Here is an 18,035-nt window from a genome sequence, read left to right as displayed (position 1 = left end):
ACACCGTACGAATTCATCTGCAAGCAGTGGACATCCGAACCCGAGCGGTTCAAAGTGAATCCGATCCATCTAATGCCGGGACTGAACAACTAGGGCGTGGCATGTGTGGGAGTTGGCAAGATGTTGTGCACGCCGCGCATCGGTTGTGCTCGCATGCCGGTGGTTGCCGCGTGCAATACGCCGGCGCAGCAACGGGGGGTGTTCGTGGCTGACCATTGCGTTGCATGCCATCGCCTTGGGCACTTCAATCTCCCGACGGCATGCCATGCGTCAGTGCTCGCTGCGATCGGCAGCCTTGACCCCGAGCACCACTTCCAAGCCGTGTGTGATGCCACGTGGCCCGATGCTCAGGTGATCTTCCTCGTGGAAAATCTCAAGCGTGAGATGTAACGACGGATAGCCACGCGCCCGCAACGCACGCGCCATGTTCTGGGTATCGATGACCATTTTGTGGTTCTGGCGATAACGCACTTGTTCGTACTCGCCGATGTACATGGACACCTGCGCCGGCAAATCGCCATGCGCGGCAGCAAAGGTTTTTTCCTGCGCCGCGATCGCATGTTCGCCATACCAGTACGACGGGCTGCCCAGGATGTCGTCGGAAAACATGTCCGGGTTGCTCAACAGGCAAGGTAATCCGCGCCATGCAACAAGATCGGCACGGGGTCTTCAGTTCAGCCGCCCAATCACGCTCAACGCAGGTGCCTTGGCCATATCGTTCGGGTTGGTGCCTGGCATGCTCTGTGGCACGGGCATGCCCTTGCTGCGGTAGAAATCGATCCAGTACGGTGAGATCTTGCCGGTCTGCAGATTCCTGAAGTTCATCGGTTGCAGGGCAATCACGTGATGCGCGCGGAAGGCGCGCTCGATGAAATCCGAGCAGTAATAGCTGTTGTCGTCCTGCACGTAAGTATCGTTATACGGCTTGCCGAGCATGCGCCGTGCCTGGGCGATGGCATCGGGGATCGCAGGGCGATGCGCGCGGCCGAGCCGGTACACGACGATCTGCCGCTGCTTGGCGGTGGCCTCGTCGATGAATGCCTGCAGTGGTTGCTCGTGCGAGCCGTGCTCGTCGGCGTGCAGGACCACCGCAGCATCGCCTGCATGCGCCACCAGCGCGACATGATCGAAGCTGGGTTGGCCCTGTACGCCAGTTGCACCGTCGATGGCGCCACTGAGGCCAGTGTGCGCCGCGGTGACGAACAGCAGATCGCCATCGTGCACCTTCAGCGCCAGCGCCGTGGCGGGCAGTAGGGCGATGAGCATTAACAACAGCAGTGCGATGCGCATGATGCGAGGCTTCATGACAAAGGGGCCGACATTATCGCTTGCATGTGGGCTTGGAGCGCCAACCGAAGCGTGGGCCGCTTGTAGTCATCCACGTCGAGTACCGACATGCAGGTGCTTGCCGGCTTTTGGCTCTCAGTTGTGTTGATGCGGGCTGTAGACTGGCAATGCCAGCCGGCGTCGCCGCCGCCATCGCGTCGCGGCAATCCCTGTCCGTCTGGAGTGTTGAATGCGTGTGTGTCTTCTGCGTTGTCGCCGATCGGCCGACTGTTTGCGTTGGCTGCATTTTTCGAAGGGCTGACCTGGGCCGGATTGTTGGTCGGCATGTTTCTGAAGTACGGGCTGCAGAGCAGCGAGCTTGTGGTCTGGGTGTTCGGGCGCTTGCATGGCGCGGCCTTCCTGTTCTATGTCGCGGTTAGCGTGATTGCCGCATTGCGGTTGCGCTGGCCGTGGTAGGCATGGGCCTTGAGTCTGCTGGCGGCGTTGCCACCGCTGGTGACGGTGCCCCTGGAGATGTGGTTCCGGCGTATGGGCTTGCTGGGCCCACGGCGACCTGCTGCGCACTGATCCGCTGCGCGCTCGGCGCGCGCGACACCTTGGCAATACGTTCGCCCGTGACGCTGGCCAAGTCAGATCAAGATGCCGGTGTTTCTTGCGGCCGGTGGCAAGGACGAGCGCGCACCGATCGAGCACGCCAAACACATGGAGCGCGCACTTAAAGGTGCTGGTGTGCCGGTGGAGTCGCTGTATTTTTCCAACGAGGGCCAAGGCTTTCACACCGAACCGCACCGCCGCGAATACGACACGCGCTTGCTGGCGGTTTTGAGCAAGCAACTGGGCGACAGCACGGCCAAGTGAATGGCCACCGTGTCAGCCGGTTCTGACCGGATGACACGGTGCTCCAGCACGTTAGTGCGGTGAATCAATAGCCGCGGGTATGGCGCAGCATCGGCCACCGCAGCGCCTGCACGCTGTCAATTGGCCGGCATCGGCTTCATCTGATACTGCGCCGGCGGGGTCGCACCGAGCAGGTACTGCACGAAGTAATCCCAACGTCGGCGGGTGACGTACGGGGTGAGATCGCCATAGCCGTGCTTGGCGTTGGGTAGCATCAGCATGTCGAAGTTCTTGTTGGCCTTGATCAAGGCATCGGCCACCAGCAAGGTGAGGTACGGCGGCACGTTGTCGTCCAGGGTGCCGTGCACCAGCATCAGCCGGCCCTTGAGTTTGCTGGCGTGGTTGGCGTTGGCCTGATCGTCGTAGTTGGAGGTGCCGTCCTTGTTGACAATGTGCTCGCCGTGATACTTCTCGGCCCAATCGTCTTCGTAGCCGCGATTGTCGTGGTTGCCGCTTTCCGACCAGGCGACCTTGAAGAAATCCGGATAGCGCAGCATCGCGCCGGTAGAGGCGTTACCGCCGCCGGAGTGGCCCCAGATGCCGACGCGATCCAGATCGATCCAGGGATAGCGCCGACCCAGCTCCTTCAAGCCGGCGACCTGATCGGGCAAGGTGTTGTCGCCCATGTCGGCGTACCAGGTGTCGTGGAAGGTCTTGGAGTGCCACGGCGTGCCCATGCCGTCGATGGCGACCACGATGAAGCCCAGTTCGGCCAGCGATTGATTGTCGCCGTGGCCGGCCAGGAAGCTGCGCCCGCGCACCGAGCCGGTTTGCGGGCCCGGGTAGACGTAATCGATGACCGGATACTTGCGCGTCGGGTCGAAGTTGCTGGGCTTGAACATCAAACCGTACAGCGTGGTCTTGCCGTCGCGTGCCTTCACCGTGATGGGTTCTGGCGGCACCCAGCCGGCCGCCTTGAGGCGTGTGATATCGGCGGTGGCAATCGTGCTGACGGTGCGGCCGTCGCCGGCTTCGCGCAGCAACGTGACCGGCGGCGTGACCGAGGTGGAATAGGTGTCGACAAAGCGTGCGCCATCGGGCGACAGCGCGATGCTGTGATTGGCCGGTTCGGGCGTGAGCAATACCGGCTCGCCGCCATCCAGGCTGACTTTCCACAGCTGCTGGTAGTACGGGTCCACGCCTGCGCTGCGGCCCACGCCGACAAACCATGCGGTGCGCGTAACCGGGTCCACGCGCAGCAACTCGGTGACGTTGCCTTCGCCGGTGGTGATGGCGCGCTTGGGTTTGCCGGTGGCCAGATCGTAGAGATACAGCTGGCCCCAATCGCTGCGTTCGGAAAACCACACTGCCTCGTTGCTGGTCGGCAGATACGCCCAGTTGGCGGCCACCTGGCCGCTTTCGTAATAGGTTTTGACGGTTTCGTCGAAGGCGGTACGCACCGCGCCCGTCCCGGCATCGGCAATGCGCAACCAGGTCTGCTTGTGGAAGCGCGAAGTGGAGGCGAACGCCAGCGTCTTGCTGTCCGGTGCCCACTTCACGTCGTCCCATAGGCCAGGCGAACAACTAACGTCGTCGCAGAGCGTGGAGCGATGTTGGTCTGACGGTGTTTTCAGGCGCAGCACGCTGCGCGTGGGCACGTCGATGATGACGCGCTCGATCATGGTCACGTCCTTGTCGCCGGCCAGCGGATATTTCCACGCCTGCAGTTCCGGATGCCCAAGCTTGGTGCTGACCAGGTACATGTCGCCGGTCTTGCGCTGGTCCTGCTGGAAGGTGGCGATCTTGCGGGAGTCCGGCGACCACGCCACGATGGCATTGTCGGTGTGCTGCCAGCCGGCGTTATCGGTGGCGTACCCGAAGTTCTCCACGCCGTCGCGGGTGAGCTGGGTTTCCTGGCCGCTCGCAAGGTCGCGCAGCCACAGGTTCCAGTCGCGGATGAAGGCTTCGTTGCGCTTGTCCGGCGAGAGCACGCCCGGCTCCGGGTTGTCCTTGGCGTACAGTTTGCTGCAGCGCGCACGCGCATCGCAGACCACGGCGGTATCGCGCACGTTGAGGCGGTAGCGACCATCGGCGGTGAGCTTGACCACCGGTGCGAAGGTGTCGGTCTTGAGCGGCTTGTCGCCGGTCTTCAATAGCGTATTGAGCGAGGCGATCAGCGCAGCCTGTTTGAAGATCGGGGCGGTCTTGCCGGTGGCGGTGTCCAGCTGCAGCAGCCGGTTGCCCTTGGCATCGTGATCGACATACACCACGTGCGTGGCGTCCAGCCAGTCGATGCGGGTGAGGGCATGGTCGACCAGCGGCTGTGCGGCGTAGTTGATCAGCCGTTCGGCGCGAGCGTAGTCGGCGTCGGTGACGGCAGGGGCTTGCGCGCTGGCAAGTGCCGGCAGAGCGGCCAGGGCGATGACGAACAGGTGCCGCAGCGGCAGCGGGGTGGTGGGCATGAAGACTCTCCGGGATGAAAGGAACGCGCTAATGCGGTCGGTGCCACCGTCCGATGCTACCGGCCACGTGGGCCGCGTGCCTCTGCCAGAAGTCGTGCCTGCGTGGTGGCGTCTGTTGGAGGCCGCACCCAGTCGGCGAGGACACCGCGTGGCCCAGAAAGCAGGCCGGCGATCGAGCGGTTGCCCAGCGGATCGCCCAGGCCCGGCATCACCACTGCGTGGGGGCGCTCGGTCCCCATCCTGGGCGAAGACACCCACGGCCTGCACGTGCGCCGCTGCTCGGTCAGCCACCGACTACGCGACTACGAGACCCTTGCGCGATGAACTACGCTTTCTCCCATGTTCCCTGCATGGCCATGCGGCACGCTGTGGGGTGTTGAACGCACGCAACGTCGACTGGAGGCAGTCCGATGTCCTGGTTTCGCCGCTTGGCACTGTCCCGCTTCCTCAAGGCGCATCCGCCAGGCAAGACGCAGCCTGCCGCAACGGATCTGATTGCCGCGTATGCGCCAGTGCTGCCTGCCAGCCTGCTTGAGCTGTGGCGCAAAAAAGGGCTGGGGCACTATGGACGCATGCAGTTCGCGCTGATCGACCCCCGGCAGTGGCAGCCGGTGCTGGATCGCTGGATCGTCTCGCCACCTGACGCGGTGCAGGTATTCCGATCGCGCTCACTCCCTTCGGCGCGCTGCTGTACTACCGCAAGCTCACCGCCACCGACGAAGACGTGGTCTATGTGGATCCGGTCTCCAAAGCCACCGGCGATCTGAGCTGGAACCTGGAGGACTTCTTCAACCAGTCCCTCTGCGACGCGGCATTTTGCGATTCCCTGATCCCATCGGCCCTGCTTGCCGCCGCGCGCAAGGAGTGCGGCCCACTCGCCGCGGGCGAGGTCTACGAGATCGATCAACTGCTGTTCTCGATGCAGATGCTGCGGGTCAACAAGGTCGATGCGTTGGCGCTGCACACCCGGCGACGCGACGCTGTCGACCGCCCCGCCCCGGTGGCCGATGCGCCCACGACCAATGCCGACGACCTGCATGGCCTGTACCTGTCGTCGTATATCGATTGGCATCGCATGCTGGCGCTGGAGCCCAACGGGCAGTATCGCCTGCTGTTCTGGAAAATCGATCATCGCAGTCTTGCACGCACCGATGTGCGCGTGTATTCGGGGCGCTTTGAGGTGACGCACACCGAGATGGGCGATCAATACGTCACGCTGGACATCCGCCTGCGCCGTGATTCGAGCGGTAGCGATGCCAACGATGCGTAACTGCTGGTGATGCGCTCGGGTACCGACATGTTCCTGCTGCGCACCGACGAACTGGCAGACATGGCCACGGCCATGGATGGCTCAAAAACACTCGGTCGCAGCGAGTACTACTTCCGCAAGATGAGGTTGACCGATGCGTTCGTCCAGGAGCCATCCGGCGGGCGCGCGGCGCCACCGCTTGCCGATCTTCCACACGTGTTCCAGCAACGGGTGAACGCCGAAGCGGTCATCGCCACCATCACCCATGTGCACGAGATCGACCCGGACGCTGAAGACGACGGCGCCGGCACCATCATGTGCACGCTGGACCGCGGCCAGGACGATGGCCTGCGCATGAACATGCCGCTACGCTCGCCGCCAGGCACAGGGCGTGCCCTGTATGGCTGGGTATGGGAGATGGACCCTACCGCGTGCCGGGCCGGCATCAGGTATCAACGCGGCAGCGATGGCACGGTGGACCATGGCCCGGTTGTCGGCGATGTGTTGACCAGTCGCCTGAGCGGCGAAGGAGGCGACTGAGCGCAGCGCTGGCAGCGCTGCGTTCCGCGCGCTCACTTGCTCATGCAGCGCTTCCAGCGCTCATTGACCCGCTGCGCAAACCAGGCGGTGGTGAGCGTGCGGGTGATCTTGGGGCTTTCCAGGGTGATGCCGGGCAACACGGCACGCGGCAGCGGCTTGCCGGCGCTGCGCTCGGCCAACGCAAACACCTGGCGATACAGGTCGGAGTCGGCGAAATCTGCGCTGTTGCCGTCTTCCAGGGCGCGACGGAGCTGGCGGTCGCTCATCGCCAACTGGCTGCCCAGGCTGCGTGCGGCGCGCTCGGTGCCGCCGGGCGCATCCAGGCTGGCGCCCGGCGTGAGCAGGTCGCCGTCCAGGACCAGTGCAATCCCGCTGGCCTTGCTCAGCGCGGCCTGGAAGGCGGCGTTGCGGCTGGCATACCAGCCGGCATTGAAATCGGCAAAGCGGTACAGCAGCGCGTCGTAGTTGGCCGGATAACCCAGCAGATGCTGCGTACCGAACCACAGCCCACCGCGGCGGCTGAAGACTTCATGGCGGATCGAGTCGCCGGGCGGGTAGGGGTAGCGCTGGGCATGTTGTTCGGCGAAGGCGATGCTTACCTGCATCGGCCCGGCGGTATGCACCGGGTTGAACCCGTCGAACAGCCGCGCGCCCAACGGCACGCTGCCGGTGAAGTCTTCGAAGATGCGGCTCAGTTCCTGCTCGGTGCGCGCGGCAGCGATGCGCGTGGCATAGCTGCGCCCATCCGGCGAATTCAGACGCAAGGCGGCATCGACCATGAAGCCGGGAATGTGATGCGCACTGGCGCGGCGGTCGATCTCGGCACGCGAGATCTTGCCCAGGTTGGGCACGACCGGATTGGCCTGGTAGGTCGATTCCTGCTCGGTCACTGCCAGCACTGCGCAGATGTGCTCGGCGCTGGTGTCCAACCCCTGCGAGGACAGCGCCACATACACATCGCTGGCCCAGCCGGCGCGGTCGGGCAAGGTTGCCGGCAGGCGCCGCGCGATATCGGCCTTGACCGCATCGGACGAGCGTTGCGGCGCGCGCGGGGCTTGTGTGGCGCAGGCCGACAGCAAGGCAATGACGAGCAGCGTGAGCAGGCGGGGCAAGTGTGAGATCACGGCGTTTCCGGAAGATCGTGGGGCAGCAGCTGCCGTGCGGCAGTTTACGCGGCGGCACCGTGAGAGCTTCACCCGCTGGCGCGCAAGGCTGCCGTGTCGTGGCATACCGAAGCCACGGCGATCGGGGCAGATGGGTTGGACTGCTGTCGTGGTGCATCGGGCGCATCGGCCAAGCAAAGCGACGAAGTGGTCTGGCTGCCGTCTGTGCGCCGGTGCCATGTGCTGGGCTCTAGCGTCATCCTAATTCAAGAGTGTCCGGCCTGTGCAGATAACGAACGCGACCGCTTGCGCGTCGATCACACGGCCTGTGGTGCGCGTTGGTCATCATGACATTCGCATGACATCGGAAGATGGGCGTTTGGCCTGAAATTTCGCTGGATTCCATCGCTGTCCAACCGTGGGAGTGCCTGAAATGCCACAGCAACCAGCAAGCCGCCACCGCAGCCGTGGAAGATGATCGAAGCGGCGACCATCGACGACCCCGTGGTCGCGTTGCAGATCGCACAAGGCGCACTGCAGCGGGCGAGCCGCGACCACGACGTGGATGCCGAGTTCTGAGCCTTGCTGGCGCAGGCACGCGTGCTTATTTCACTGGGAGACAGCGAACGCCGTCAGGTGGTGCTGACGCAAGCGCGCGGAAAGCTCGACCAGCTGCACGGCAACGTCTCGCAGGCACAGCTGTGGCTGGACATCGTGCAGGCGCTCAGCGATGTGCGCGAAAACCCCAATCGCGTCATGGTGGCGCGGCTTGAAGCGCTGCGCCAACGGGCCAGCGCGCTGGGCCGCAACGATCTGCTGTGCGAAGTGAGGCGGTCGACATGTGGAGCATGCTCGCCTCCGGCAGCAGCGACGAATCCTGGAGCGCGGCGCAGGCCAGCTATCAGTGTGCGGCGCGCGAAAAACTGCTCGGGCTGGAGCTGGATGCGTTGACGCAACTGGGAGCATTGGCCAGCCGGGTCGGTGGTCGCGCCGCCGAAGACAACGAAACCGAAGACTATCTGCAGCGTGCGCTCGCACGCCTGCACGACCAGCCGGCGCGCTTTCAGCGCAGTCTGATCGAATACGCGTTCGGCACTTCCTTGGCAACACGGCAACCGGAAGCGGCACTGCTGCATTTCCCGCGCGCATTGGCACTCAGCCGCGAACTGCGCGACCAGGCCGGCGTGGCTGCAGCGCTGACCAGCGCCAGCGAGGCCCTGATCGAAACCGGCGATGCCGCTTCTGCATTGACGATGGCCCGCGAAGCCCTGCCGTTGATGCAGCAACAAGGCAATATCGGGCGCGTCGCGGCATGTCACGCCGTGTTGCTGCAGGCCTTGATCGCGTTGAAGGCGCATGGTCTGGACGCCGAAATCGTCGCCGCCAAGGCCGCAGACGACCCCAACCTGACCTGGAACCGGCGCGCGCAACTGGTCGACGCGATCGCCCAGGCGCTGGCATTCCAGGGCCGCCATGCAGAGGCCTACCAGGAAGTGCAACGCGCCAACGCGCTACGTTCGCAAAGCCTGGACCGCCAGCGCGATACGGTGATGTTGCGGTTGCAGGCGCGCTACGAAGACACACGCCGCGACGCCGAAACGGCCGAGCTGCGCCGCCGCAGCGAGACCGCGCAGCTGGCTCTGCAGGCGCGCGAAGCCGGCCAGCGAACGCTGTGGATCGCGTTGTGCGCGGCCTGCCTGTTGCTGCTCGGTGCACTAGTGGTGCTGGCCTTCGGCGCACGGCACCGCCGCCAGTTGTCGCGGCTGGCGATGCGCGACGAACTCGCCGGCCTGCCCAACCGGCGCGCCATTCGCACCGAGGTACAGCAGCAGATCGAGCAGGCCTTGCGTTCGCATACGCCGGGCATGCTGGCGTTGATCGATCTGGATCACTTCAAGCAGATCAACGACGTGTATGGGCACGCCACCGGTGATGCGGTGCTCAAGGCACTGGCCAATGCGTCTCGGCTGACCCTGCGCGCGCAGGATCGCCTGGGCCGCCAGGGCGGCGAAGGATTTCTGCTGGTGTTGCCGGGCTGTGGCGAAGAGGAGATTCCCGCGGTGTTTAAGCGCCTGCGCAGTGCGGTGGCAGCGATCGACATCGCCGGCCTGCCGCCCGACCAATCGGTGCGCTTTTGCATGGACGCGGTGCGCATCGTCGCCGACACCGGGCTGGATGTGTTGCTGAGCCAGGCCGATCTTGCGCTGTACGCCGCCAAGACCGCTGGGCGCGATCAATGGGCGGTGTGCTGATCCTGCGGCACGCATCTGCGCTGCGACATCGAGGCGGTGCTGCGGCACAATCTGTTGGCCGATGGCGACCGCTGGTTGCCGTGAACCGATCGAACGAACTCAGGACCGCATGCGTACCGATAGCCGCCTTTCCCGCATGTTGCATGTGTTGCTCCACATGGCCAGAAGCCCGCAGCCGATGACCTCCGAGCAGATTGCCAGCATGCTGTCGACCAATGCGGTGGTGGTGCGCCGGACCATGGCCGGGCTGCGCAGTGCCGGCTATGTGCAATCCAGTCGCGGCCACAACGGCGGTTGGCAGATCGGTTGCGATCTGGCGCAGGTGACGTTGCTGGATGTGCATCGCGCGGTTGGCGGCCCGCAACTGTTTGCGATCGGGGCCGATCATCCTGATCCGCAGTGTGGGGTGGAGCGTGTGGTCAACGCGGCAATTGCCGATGCGCTGGCCGATGCCGAAGCGCTGCTGTTGCAGCGTCTGGGCACGGTGCTTGCCGCACTGGCGAGCGAGTTCGATGCCTTGTGCAGCGCGAGGGCGCCATCGCGCTGCAACGCGACGGGCAAGCGCACGCGGCAGCGCTGAATCGCGTTACCGGACGTGCGGCAAGATACCCGTGGTGTCTCAGATGCCAATCAATGTAACAGCGAAAGATACATTGATCGGTCTCGGCACCCAGGAGCGACCATGCAGCACGAGGTGATCATCATTGGCGGCAGTTATGCCGGGCTGTCTGCCGCACTGCAGTTGGCGCGGGCGCGACGCCATGTTTTGCTGGTGGACAGCGGCCTGCGGCGCAATCGTTTTGCCGACACCTCGCATGGCTTCCTGGGCCGCGACGGCGCATCGCCTGCGCGCATTGCCGATGAGGCGCGTGCGCAGGTGCTTTCGTATGCCAGCGTGCAGTGGACCGACGGCGAGGTGGTCTAGGTCCGCGGCCAGGCGGACGCCTTCGAGGTCGTCTTTGCCGACGGCACCGTGCATGCCGCCCGGCGGCTGATTCTGGCCATGGGAGTGGTCGATCGCCTCCCTGCGCTGGCCGGCTTGGCCGAACGCTGGGGCCGGCAGGTTCGTGTGTCCGTATTGCCATGGCTACGAACTGCAGCAGGGGCGCATCGGTGTGATCGCGACCTCTGCGCTTGCTGCGCATCAAACCGCCATGCTGCCGGATTGGGGCGTCTGATCACGTGGGTGCGCATGCAACATCCGTGTCGAGGGCGCGGCAGTATCGCAGATCCCTCCGGCGGCAGTCTGCAACCGCTGCGGCGACCGTCATGCTGGCCTCGCGTACGCTGCGCGTGGCCATGCAGTGCGCATGCGTGCATTGAAGGTATATTGCCTTGCATCTGCCACCCGATGATTACGCAGGTCATCTCGCCCGCGTCAATCGCGTGGAGGGAGACCCCGCTCAGCGCCGTGCAGGCAAGCTCGCCAGCACGCCATCCAGCGCAAGTTGCGCGGTGAAGCCGGCCTTGGCCAGACGCTTGCTCACTTCGTTGGGCACATCGCGCCCACTGGTGAGCTTGTTGGGCGCGCCGGTGTAATGAAACAGCCGCCCGCCTCGGCGCAGCACGCGTGCGAGCTGATCGTAGAAGACCTGCGCATACAGCTCGCCAGCAATGCCGAAGCGGGGTGGGTCATGCAGGATGGCATCGACCGAATCGTCGGCCAGCGTGGCGATGTGCTGCGCGATATCGGCATGGGTCAGCTGCAGGCGTCCGCCGGCAGCAGCGCCCTCCGGATCCGGCGACCACGGGTTGAGCGTGCGCAGCCACAGTACATCGGCATTCTTTTCGAACGAGCGCAGCTGCGCGACCCCGGCCTCCAGGCAGCACGCGGCGAAATAGCCCAGCCCACCGCAGGTGTCCAGCACGATCTTGCCGCGCGGATCCACCAACGCCACCTTGCGCCGCGCATCCTCGAACGGCGACAGCTGCGCGGAGGGCAGCATCTTGATGCCATCGATCTCGAACGTGGGCGCGCCCCATTCGGTGGGCACCAGCTTGATCAGCGCGCCGCTGTAGCGCGAGATCGGCGCGAAATCATCGCCATCCCAGAAGTACAGCGTGCGCTCCTTGAGCTTGCCCGGATACGGGTAACCGCGGCCGCGCCATTGCCAGGTTTGTGCATCGAGCTGGGCGGTGTCGGTGCTGCGGCCCAGGTCGAGCGAGCCGGTCCAGTGAGTCAGACCAATGCCGCGCGCGGCAAGCAGCGCTTGGGCATCGGCGAGAACGAGTAGGGGACCGGAGTAGTGGGGCACGGCTGACAGCTCTGTGTGCGGCGTGCGGAACATGCCGCACAGCTGCAAGGAAGGGAGCGGCATCGTAACCGACCTGTTGCGGACAGGCATCCCGCTGCCGGGCCGCCGCCGCATGCGCGTACTACCGAGGTCGACTGCCCGCGCCGTTTCGCTGACACGCGCTGCGCCGCATACTGCAGGCCGTCCGCATCGACACCTCGTCCGATCGGCGTCAACCGTGGAGCATGGCAATGCTGAAGGGTGTGTTGTTGGGGTTCGCCTGCTATGCGGCCTATTCGATCAGCGATGCGTTCGTGAAGCTGCTCGAAGGCACGCTGCCGGTCTATGAAGTGCTGTTTCTGGGCGCGCTGCTGATGTTGCTGGCCGTACCCTTCCTGAAAAAGCCAGACGACCAGTTGCGCGAGCTGGTGATGGCCAAGCAGCCGGCACTGTGGCTGCTGCGAGCGCTCACCAGCGCCATCGGCAATCTCACCTCGGTAATCGCCTTCACCACCTTGCCGATGGCCGAAGCATTCGCGCTGATCTTTTTGATGCCGATCTTCGTCACCGTGCTGTCGGTGATCTTCCTCAAGGAAGCAGTGCATTGGCGGCGCTGGTCGGCGGTGATCGTCGGGTTCATCGGCGTGTTGATCGTGCTGCGCCCGGGATTTCGTCATCTCACCCACGGGCATGTGGCGGCAATCGTGTGCGGCCTGGTCGGCGCCATCTCGGTAATCGCCTTGCGCATGGCCGGCCATAGCGAGAAGCGCTTGACCTTGTACGGCGCTGGCGTGATCGGCCCATTGGTGATGGGCGGGATCATGATGTTGCCGAGCTTCGTCTGGCCCACGCTGTCGCAGTGGGGCTTGTTGGCCGGCTACGGCTTGCTCGCCGGGCTGGCGGCCATCTGCATGATGTACGCCACGCGCCTGGCTCCGGTCAGTGTGGTCGCACCGACCCAATACAGCCAGATGCTATGGGCCATCGGCTTCGGCTACCTGCTGTTTCATGATCATCTGGACTGGCCGATGGCCGTGGGCATCGCGCTGATTCTGGGCGCCGGTTTGTTCACCCTGGTGCGCGAGGAACAGGTGTCGCGTTGGTGGCGGCGGACGAAGATCGTGTGAGTGCTGCGCAGTGCAGGCGGGTTGACTGGCAGTGGGGCGGGATTCGGAAAAGCCCCGGTCCGTCAGGGGCACAGACATCGAGACAGTTGCGATCCCCAATGCTGCGTCCCGACCCATCGCTGACCGGAACCCGGTGCCGCACGCGGAACGCGCCAGCGCTCGATGAGGCGCGCATCGTCGCTGGCTTTGTTCCGATGCAGTCGCACCGCGATAGACGTTTTGCCAACGTGGCCGCAGCGCGCCAGCGTACCGGCCGTTCTCGGGTCGGCGGCGTACCTCAGGGAAACTGTGAGTGGCCGGGCTCGAAATACGGCTTGGAGCTACTGTCTTCCGTCAGCGCGGGAATCTTGTCCACGATGACCTTCCCGCGGATATCGGTGATGCGGATGGACAGCGGCTTGTTGCCGAGGTTTGTGCCCAAGAAATGGTTGTAATCGGTCTTCGGCAGACTGGTCCAGGTGCTGCCTTGTTTGACTTCGAACTTGACTACCGGATAGGTGTGGTGTCGCACCTGGATCGCGGCCCAATAGCGTGAACTTCCTTCTTTGATACGGTACTGCACGTTCCCGGTAATCGGCGCGCGGACGACCTTCCAGCTGATCGGAATGCGCCCGTCTGCCGGGTTGCCGATCGCCGCGAAGGCGTTGGGAGACAGATCCAGGCCGCCCGAGGCGCCCTCCGGATACAGGTCGGTGACATAGACGGTGGTCTTTCCCTTGGGGCCGGTCACTTCCAGATAGGCACCAGCCAGCGCGGCCTTGATCCCGCCGAAGTTCAGCTGCGTGGAGTTGAGTGCGGTGATGAAGGCATCACTCGGAATGGGGTCCAGCAGGAGCGCGCCGCCAGAGTAGCCGGAGCTGGTCATGGTGGCAGTGCCGCTGAAAGTACTATTCCACGAATTCTTCCCGCTCGCATTCTTCGTGCTGTCGCCAGTTGCTGTCGCAATGGTGGGCATCACGGGCAACATGCCCCAGGCATGACGCAAGATCAGCAGTTTGTCTGCGCGGGGGCTGCCATCCGGCGCCAACAGGCCGCCGTTGTTGGCATTGCCCGTTTCCCAACTGCCGAGAAATGCGCTGCGCATTCCTGCGTTTGCCAAATAATCGCTCAATGCGGTTTGCCATGCCGCGTCGCGCGGGTCGCCATCGCCCAGTCCACCGCCGAGGCTGACGGGTACCACTGCATGGTCGATTGCGAATTGGCCGAAGTCGCGTTGCCACATGGCGGGCAGTGCCTGCGCAAATCCGGGTGCGGCGAAGGCATCGGTCGTATCGCGATCCGGGCCCGCCAACTTCGGCATCAACACCAGGTGTCGGCGAGCGATGTCCAGCGGCACGCACGCGAACGGCTGAAGATTGCTGCCAGGCGCTTTGCGCCCTGGGTCACTGCACGCAGCATCGCTGCCAACACCTTCCACACCCACGACCCAGCGCGGTGCCTGCGCCAGCACCGTTGCAGCTGCGCGCGACGCTACCCGGTTCCAATCCTGATCCGCCGCGTTTCCTGCCCAGCTGGCATTGCGATAGCCGCTGCTGCCAAGGTCAATACCCAGGACATTGGCGTTGCCGCCATAGCGGCGTGCCAGCGTGACCAGGCCGCGCGTCCATGCTTGCTGCTGTGCGCCCAGGAGCGGTGCGCGGTCATCGCAGCCTCCATCTGCAAACGCGAACATCACCTGCATCCCGCGCTGGGTTGCGGCATGCACCACTGCGTCGAGCAGTTGCAAGGAATCTAATCCGCGCAGCGTGGAATCGCCGGCAACTTCTGCAGCTGCCACAGGGGCGCGTTGCAGAACAGCGGCGCAGACCGGCACACGCACGGCATTAATGTCTGACGCCTGCATCCGATCCAACAGTTGCGCCAGTGTGTTGTTGCGCATGCCGACGGCCGCCAACCCGGCGCGATCGAAGCCGGGCCAGGTGACCCCGCGAATGTGCAGCGTCTGACCTGTTGCATCGACAAGGGGAGCTTGCGTACTGACATGCATCGCCGGCGCGGTGACCGGGACGAGCGTTGCGAGCGCGATCAAGAAATGGATGTGTGACAGCATGGACGTTTCCTAGAGTGTGTTATGTACGTTGAGATGCGTACGAAGCGGCCTGTGCGGGTGGAGACAAAAGGGCGCAGCGCCCCGGCAACGCGCGCGATGCAGTCCCTGCGTGCCACAGGCCGCTTCCCGTCTGGGTTGGCCGTCAGCGGCACGGAGTGGGCGCTGCGCCGCTTGCCGTGGCGCTACCGAGCCTGTGCCATGCAGCGCCCGTTCCGCCGACGACGGCATCTGCTACAGATGTCATCTCATTCGAAGCGCATGCCGCGCTCCAGACAGAGGTAGAGCAGCACGACAGCGATTGAAATGGCGGCCGCAAGGCGCCGCCATCGTTGTTGCAGCGCTCCTCCCGCGGCCGAGGAGCGGTAGAGCACACTAGCCTCTACCGCTCTGTGGCAACGCAGTTATCGCATCACCGATGCGGCGTCGCGCTCACGGTGACCGAGCTCGCGCCTGCACCCGATGCGCCGTTGGCCGTTACCTTGTAGTAGTACGTGGTACCGTTGGTGAGCGCCTGGTCCACATATGAGGGCGAGGTCAGGCCCGATGCGACGGTGATGGGAGCAGCGGCTGCGCCGGCAACACGTTGCACCGTGTAACCCGTGGCACCGGCAACGGGCGACCAGCTGAGCCTGACCTTGCCATCCGCTGCATTGGCGGTCAGCCCCTTCGTCTCCGTCGGCAGACTGGCGGGCACCGCGTCGGTCGAAGCCGACTGCAGCGCCACCTTGGTCGAGGTGCCGATAGCGGGATACGCGTTGGTGACCAACTGGACGAACTGCGCGTGGAACCAGTTACCGGCGATCGGCGCGTTCGGCAAGGCACCCGTCAACGTGCCGTTCGAAGTCGTATAGGCCGGGTCGCAGTATTTGTCGAAGCCCTTGCCCTGGTTGTTGGGGATGTACTTGCTGGAGCCGTCGGATTCGCCCGCTCCCTTGCCCCACACATAGGCATGGATATGCCCGCCGGGTGCCGTGGTCGGCGGCATGCCGATCCCCGCACCGCTCTGATTGCACCAGTTGCCGCGATCGAGGCGACGGTCCACGCGTCCGGAGTCCACATAGGTGTTGATGTCATTGCCGCTGGCAGATGTAGGGCGCGCGCTGCCGCCCCAGCCGTTGCGACCGGTGTCGATCAGAAAGCCGATCTTGCTGGGCCAACCCGCGCCGACGAAGCCGTTGTAGAGCGCTTCCGCATAGGTCGATTCGTCGAAGAAACTGTTCCATTGATAGAAGTTGGACGAGCGAATGGGCTGGCCACCGATCGTCAGGTCCGGATTGGGCAGGTTCGGCTCATGAAGCGGCGTGTAATTGGCGGTGTCGGTGATGAAGCCATCCGCACTGGCCAAACCGGCTGCCGTTCCCTTCACGACCCGTGTGTACAGCGAAATCGCAGGGCTACGGTTGCTGTCCCACCCCAGCCAGGCGGAATGGCCGATATCCAGGTAATTGTAAACATTGGGAATGGCATGGAGCTTGTCGAGCGCGTACTTGATGGCGGCCTCGTAAATGCCGCTGGATGCCGCCTGGCCGCAGGCGGGCGTGCTTTGATTGGTGACAAGATTCGGAAGGCTGTCCGGCTCGATGATGTTGACGATCCGAAGATCCTTGTATTTCGGATTGGCCAGCGTCGATGCGATGACGTCGATGTATTCGGTCTTGTAGCGCTGCAAGCCGGCTTGCGTCAGTGGCAGCTCGCCGTTGGAGGCCAGCGCATGGCAGTCGCGCCCCGGCATGTCGTAAATGACAAAGCCGACCGTGATCGGCGTATTGGCCTTTTTCTGCGCCAATGCCGCATCCAAGTGGCCTTGCAGACTTAGGCGGCCGGCGTTGCGCGAGCCGCCATAGATCGCGTTGATCGAATCCAGCCAGACGGAGGTCGGATAGGACTTGACGACCTGCATCTTGGCTTTCAGTTGCACATCCTTGACCTTGACGATCGACGAGTTGACTTCCTTCGAATAATCGGGATTGACATACCCGCTAGCGCCGACGTACGGGTTGTCGACATGGTTCTGGGCGGATGCGGCAACGGGAATGAGCAGCGCGCCGGTCAGCAACGAAACGGCGAGCTTGGACGTGACGCAGGGTCGGAGGTTTGTTAAAGATGACATTGAATTTTGCCTTGAGATGGGAAGTGGTGAAACGGTGTGTAATAGCGAGATATCAAGATGTCGCGTGATTCGCCGTGACTGGTGGTTTCTCTCGATGGATGCCCGCTCGGGGTGAGTGATGCACGTGCGCAACCGAACGCGCACCAGATGCGCGCGTGCATCGGTGGTTCTGAGCCGGGGCGATCGGCGCAGGAGATGGTGCGGCATGTCGCATTCAAGCGGCTCGCTGTATTCGCGCATCGGTCGGCGCAATGCGTCGATTCCGTTGCCCGTTTGAGCGCAGCTGCAGCGGGGCATACGCCCACGCGCACCGGGCGATTGTGTGCCGCGTCGTTGCGGCTCATGACCGCTTTCGTCGACCCGCCTGCCGCGACCATCGAACGGCATGGCCGGCGCATCGATCGACAATGGCAGCAGGCCTTGCAGGCGGGGTGTGGCTGGAGATGCATGGTGGGCTTTCTGGCGGGGCTAAGAACGTAGAAGGCCAGCATCGATGCCGCGAATCCGTGCGCGGGCTCTAGAAAGCGAGCGCTACCATAAAGCAGATCCCGGAACTGTGGACGACTACGCTCACCATCCGCGAAACGTGTGGCGTTATTGCAGATGTCGATTATGCGGAACCTGATTAGCCCCATCGCTCAGCCGTAGTTGCAGGATCTGCGACGAGGCGGTTGGACAATGGCCCCAGCTGAAGGCAACGGAGGTCGGAGATGGGGATCAACATCGTGCAGTTTCAGCCGGGCTTGTCGCTGACCGAGTGCGTGGATCGCTACGGAACCGAAGC

The 18,035-nt window shown here is 64.1% G+C and carries 10 protein-coding genes and 5 pseudogenes; 8 read left to right on the top strand and 7 right to left on the bottom strand.

Annotated features, from left to right (window positions below):
* Positions 1-270 precede the first annotated feature (270 nt).
* Positions 271-639, bottom strand: a pseudogene (locus XAXN_RS17640) (alpha/beta hydrolase); the annotation flags it as partial.
* A gap of 30 nt (positions 640-669) precedes the next feature.
* Positions 670-1,305, bottom strand: a complete 636-nt coding sequence (locus XAXN_RS17635; RefSeq protein WP_054320506.1) for a YiiX/YebB-like N1pC/P60 family cysteine hydrolase — start codon at positions 1,303-1,305, stop codon at positions 670-672.
* Positions 1,306-1,536: 231 nt separating this feature from the next.
* Here XAXN_RS17635 and XAXN_RS17630 point away from each other — a divergent pair.
* A pseudogene (locus XAXN_RS17630) lies at positions 1,537-1,854 on the top strand (DUF3817 domain-containing protein).
* A 72-nt stretch (positions 1,855-1,926) separates the two neighbouring features.
* The gene (locus XAXN_RS17625; RefSeq protein WP_054320505.1) at positions 1,927-2,145 is read left to right on the top strand and encodes an alpha/beta hydrolase family protein; all 219 of its coding nucleotides are present in this window, start codon (positions 1,927-1,929) and stop codon (positions 2,143-2,145) included.
* Between the two features lie 116 nt (positions 2,146-2,261).
* On the opposite strand, the gene XAXN_RS17620 is transcribed toward XAXN_RS17625, so the two are convergent.
* Entirely contained in the window at positions 2,262-4,586 is a 2,325-nt protein-coding gene (locus XAXN_RS17620; RefSeq protein ID WP_054320504.1) for a S9 family peptidase, read from the bottom strand.
* A gap of 410 nt (positions 4,587-4,996) precedes the next feature.
* Between XAXN_RS17620 and XAXN_RS21995 the strand changes: the two are divergent.
* Positions 4,997-6,375: pseudogene (locus XAXN_RS21995) on the top strand (GAD-like domain-containing protein).
* A 32-nt stretch (positions 6,376-6,407) separates the two neighbouring features.
* On the opposite strand, the gene XAXN_RS17605 reads toward XAXN_RS21995, so the two are convergent.
* On the bottom strand, positions 6,408-7,499 hold the full coding sequence (locus XAXN_RS17605; RefSeq protein WP_054320503.1) for a DUF1615 domain-containing protein: 1,092 nt from the start codon (positions 7,497-7,499) through the stop codon (positions 6,408-6,410).
* A 350-nt stretch (positions 7,500-7,849) separates the two neighbouring features.
* Here XAXN_RS17605 and XAXN_RS17600 point away from each other — a divergent pair.
* From XAXN_RS17600 to XAXN_RS17590, 3 genes and pseudogenes are all read left to right on the top strand, one after another.
* Positions 7,850-9,730 (top strand): annotated as a pseudogene (locus XAXN_RS17600) (GGDEF domain-containing protein).
* A gap of 61 nt (positions 9,731-9,791) precedes the next feature.
* Positions 9,792-10,310: an Rrf2 family transcriptional regulator gene (locus XAXN_RS17595; RefSeq protein ID WP_054320502.1), complete on the top strand. Its 519-nt coding sequence runs from the start codon at positions 9,792-9,794 to the stop codon at positions 10,308-10,310.
* Positions 10,311-10,412: 102 nt separating this feature from the next.
* Positions 10,413-10,902 (top strand): annotated as a pseudogene (locus XAXN_RS17590) (NAD(P)/FAD-dependent oxidoreductase); the annotation flags it as partial.
* 231 nt (positions 10,903-11,133) lie between these two features.
* Here XAXN_RS17590 and XAXN_RS17585 read toward each other — a convergent pair.
* The gene (locus XAXN_RS17585) at positions 11,134-12,018 is read right to left on the bottom strand and encodes a class I SAM-dependent methyltransferase (RefSeq protein WP_054320507.1); all 885 of its coding nucleotides are present in this window, start codon (positions 12,016-12,018) and stop codon (positions 11,134-11,136) included.
* Positions 12,019-12,215: 197 nt separating this feature from the next.
* Here XAXN_RS17585 and XAXN_RS17580 point away from each other — a divergent pair, with 197 nt between their 5' ends.
* Entirely contained in the window at positions 12,216-13,091 is an 876-nt protein-coding gene (locus XAXN_RS17580; RefSeq protein ID WP_042821225.1) for a DMT family transporter, read from the top strand.
* Between the two features lie 277 nt (positions 13,092-13,368).
* Here the strand turns inward: XAXN_RS17580 and XAXN_RS17575 are convergent, their stop codons facing one another.
* Positions 13,369-15,141 carry an expansin EXLX1 family cellulose-binding protein gene (locus XAXN_RS17575; protein WP_054320501.1) on the bottom strand — a complete coding sequence of 591 codons (1,773 nt, stop codon included), beginning with the start codon at positions 15,139-15,141 and terminating at the stop codon, positions 13,369-13,371.
* A gap of 409 nt (positions 15,142-15,550) precedes the next feature.
* Positions 15,551-17,197 (bottom strand): glycoside hydrolase family 6 protein, encoded by a 1,647-nt coding sequence (locus XAXN_RS17565; protein ID WP_174515465.1) that lies wholly within the window; start codon positions 17,195-17,197, stop codon positions 15,551-15,553.
* Between the two features lie 201 nt (positions 17,198-17,398).
* Here XAXN_RS17565 and XAXN_RS17560 point away from each other — a divergent pair, with 201 nt between their 5' ends.
* Complete coding sequence (locus XAXN_RS17560; protein WP_054320499.1) at positions 17,399-17,731, top strand: hypothetical protein; 333 nt, start codon at positions 17,399-17,401, stop codon at positions 17,729-17,731.
* Positions 17,732-18,035 lie beyond the last annotated feature (304 nt).

It is taken from the genome of Xanthomonas axonopodis (assembly GCF_001304695.1).
GTDB classification, from domain to species: Bacteria; Pseudomonadota; Gammaproteobacteria; order Xanthomonadales; family Xanthomonadaceae; genus Xanthomonas; species Xanthomonas axonopodis.
The sequence above is the reverse complement of the archived record's forward strand: the minus strand, read 5'-3'. Positions and strand labels throughout refer to the sequence as shown.

What these genes read in the sequence shown, in the direction of transcription:
- XAXN_RS17635 (WP_054320506.1), bottom strand. Translation starts at nt 1,305, where the DNA reads ATGAAGCCTCGCATCATGCGCATCGCACTGCTGTTGTTAATGCTCATC.
- XAXN_RS17625 (WP_054320505.1), top strand. Translation starts at nt 1,927, where the DNA reads ATGCCGGTGTTTCTTGCGGCCGGTGGCAAGGACGAGCGCGCACCGATC.
- XAXN_RS17620 (WP_054320504.1), bottom strand. Translation starts at nt 4,586, where the DNA reads ATGCCCACCACCCCGCTGCCGCTGCGGCACCTGTTCGTCATCGCCCTG.
- XAXN_RS17595 (WP_054320502.1), top strand. Translation starts at nt 9,792, where the DNA reads ATGGCGACCGCTGGTTGCCGTGAACCGATCGAACGAACTCAGGACCGC.
- XAXN_RS17585 (WP_054320507.1), bottom strand. Translation starts at nt 12,018, where the DNA reads ATGTTCCGCACGCCGCACACAGAGCTGTCAGCCGTGCCCCACTACTCC.
- XAXN_RS17580 (WP_042821225.1), top strand. Translation starts at nt 12,216, where the DNA reads ATGCTGAAGGGTGTGTTGTTGGGGTTCGCCTGCTATGCGGCCTATTCG.
- XAXN_RS17575 (WP_054320501.1), bottom strand. Translation starts at nt 15,141, where the DNA reads ATGCTGTCACACATCCATTTCTTGATCGCGCTCGCAACGCTCGTCCCG.
- XAXN_RS17560 (WP_054320499.1), top strand. Translation starts at nt 17,399, where the DNA reads ATGCGCGCGTGCATCGGTGGTTCTGAGCCGGGGCGATCGGCGCAGGAG.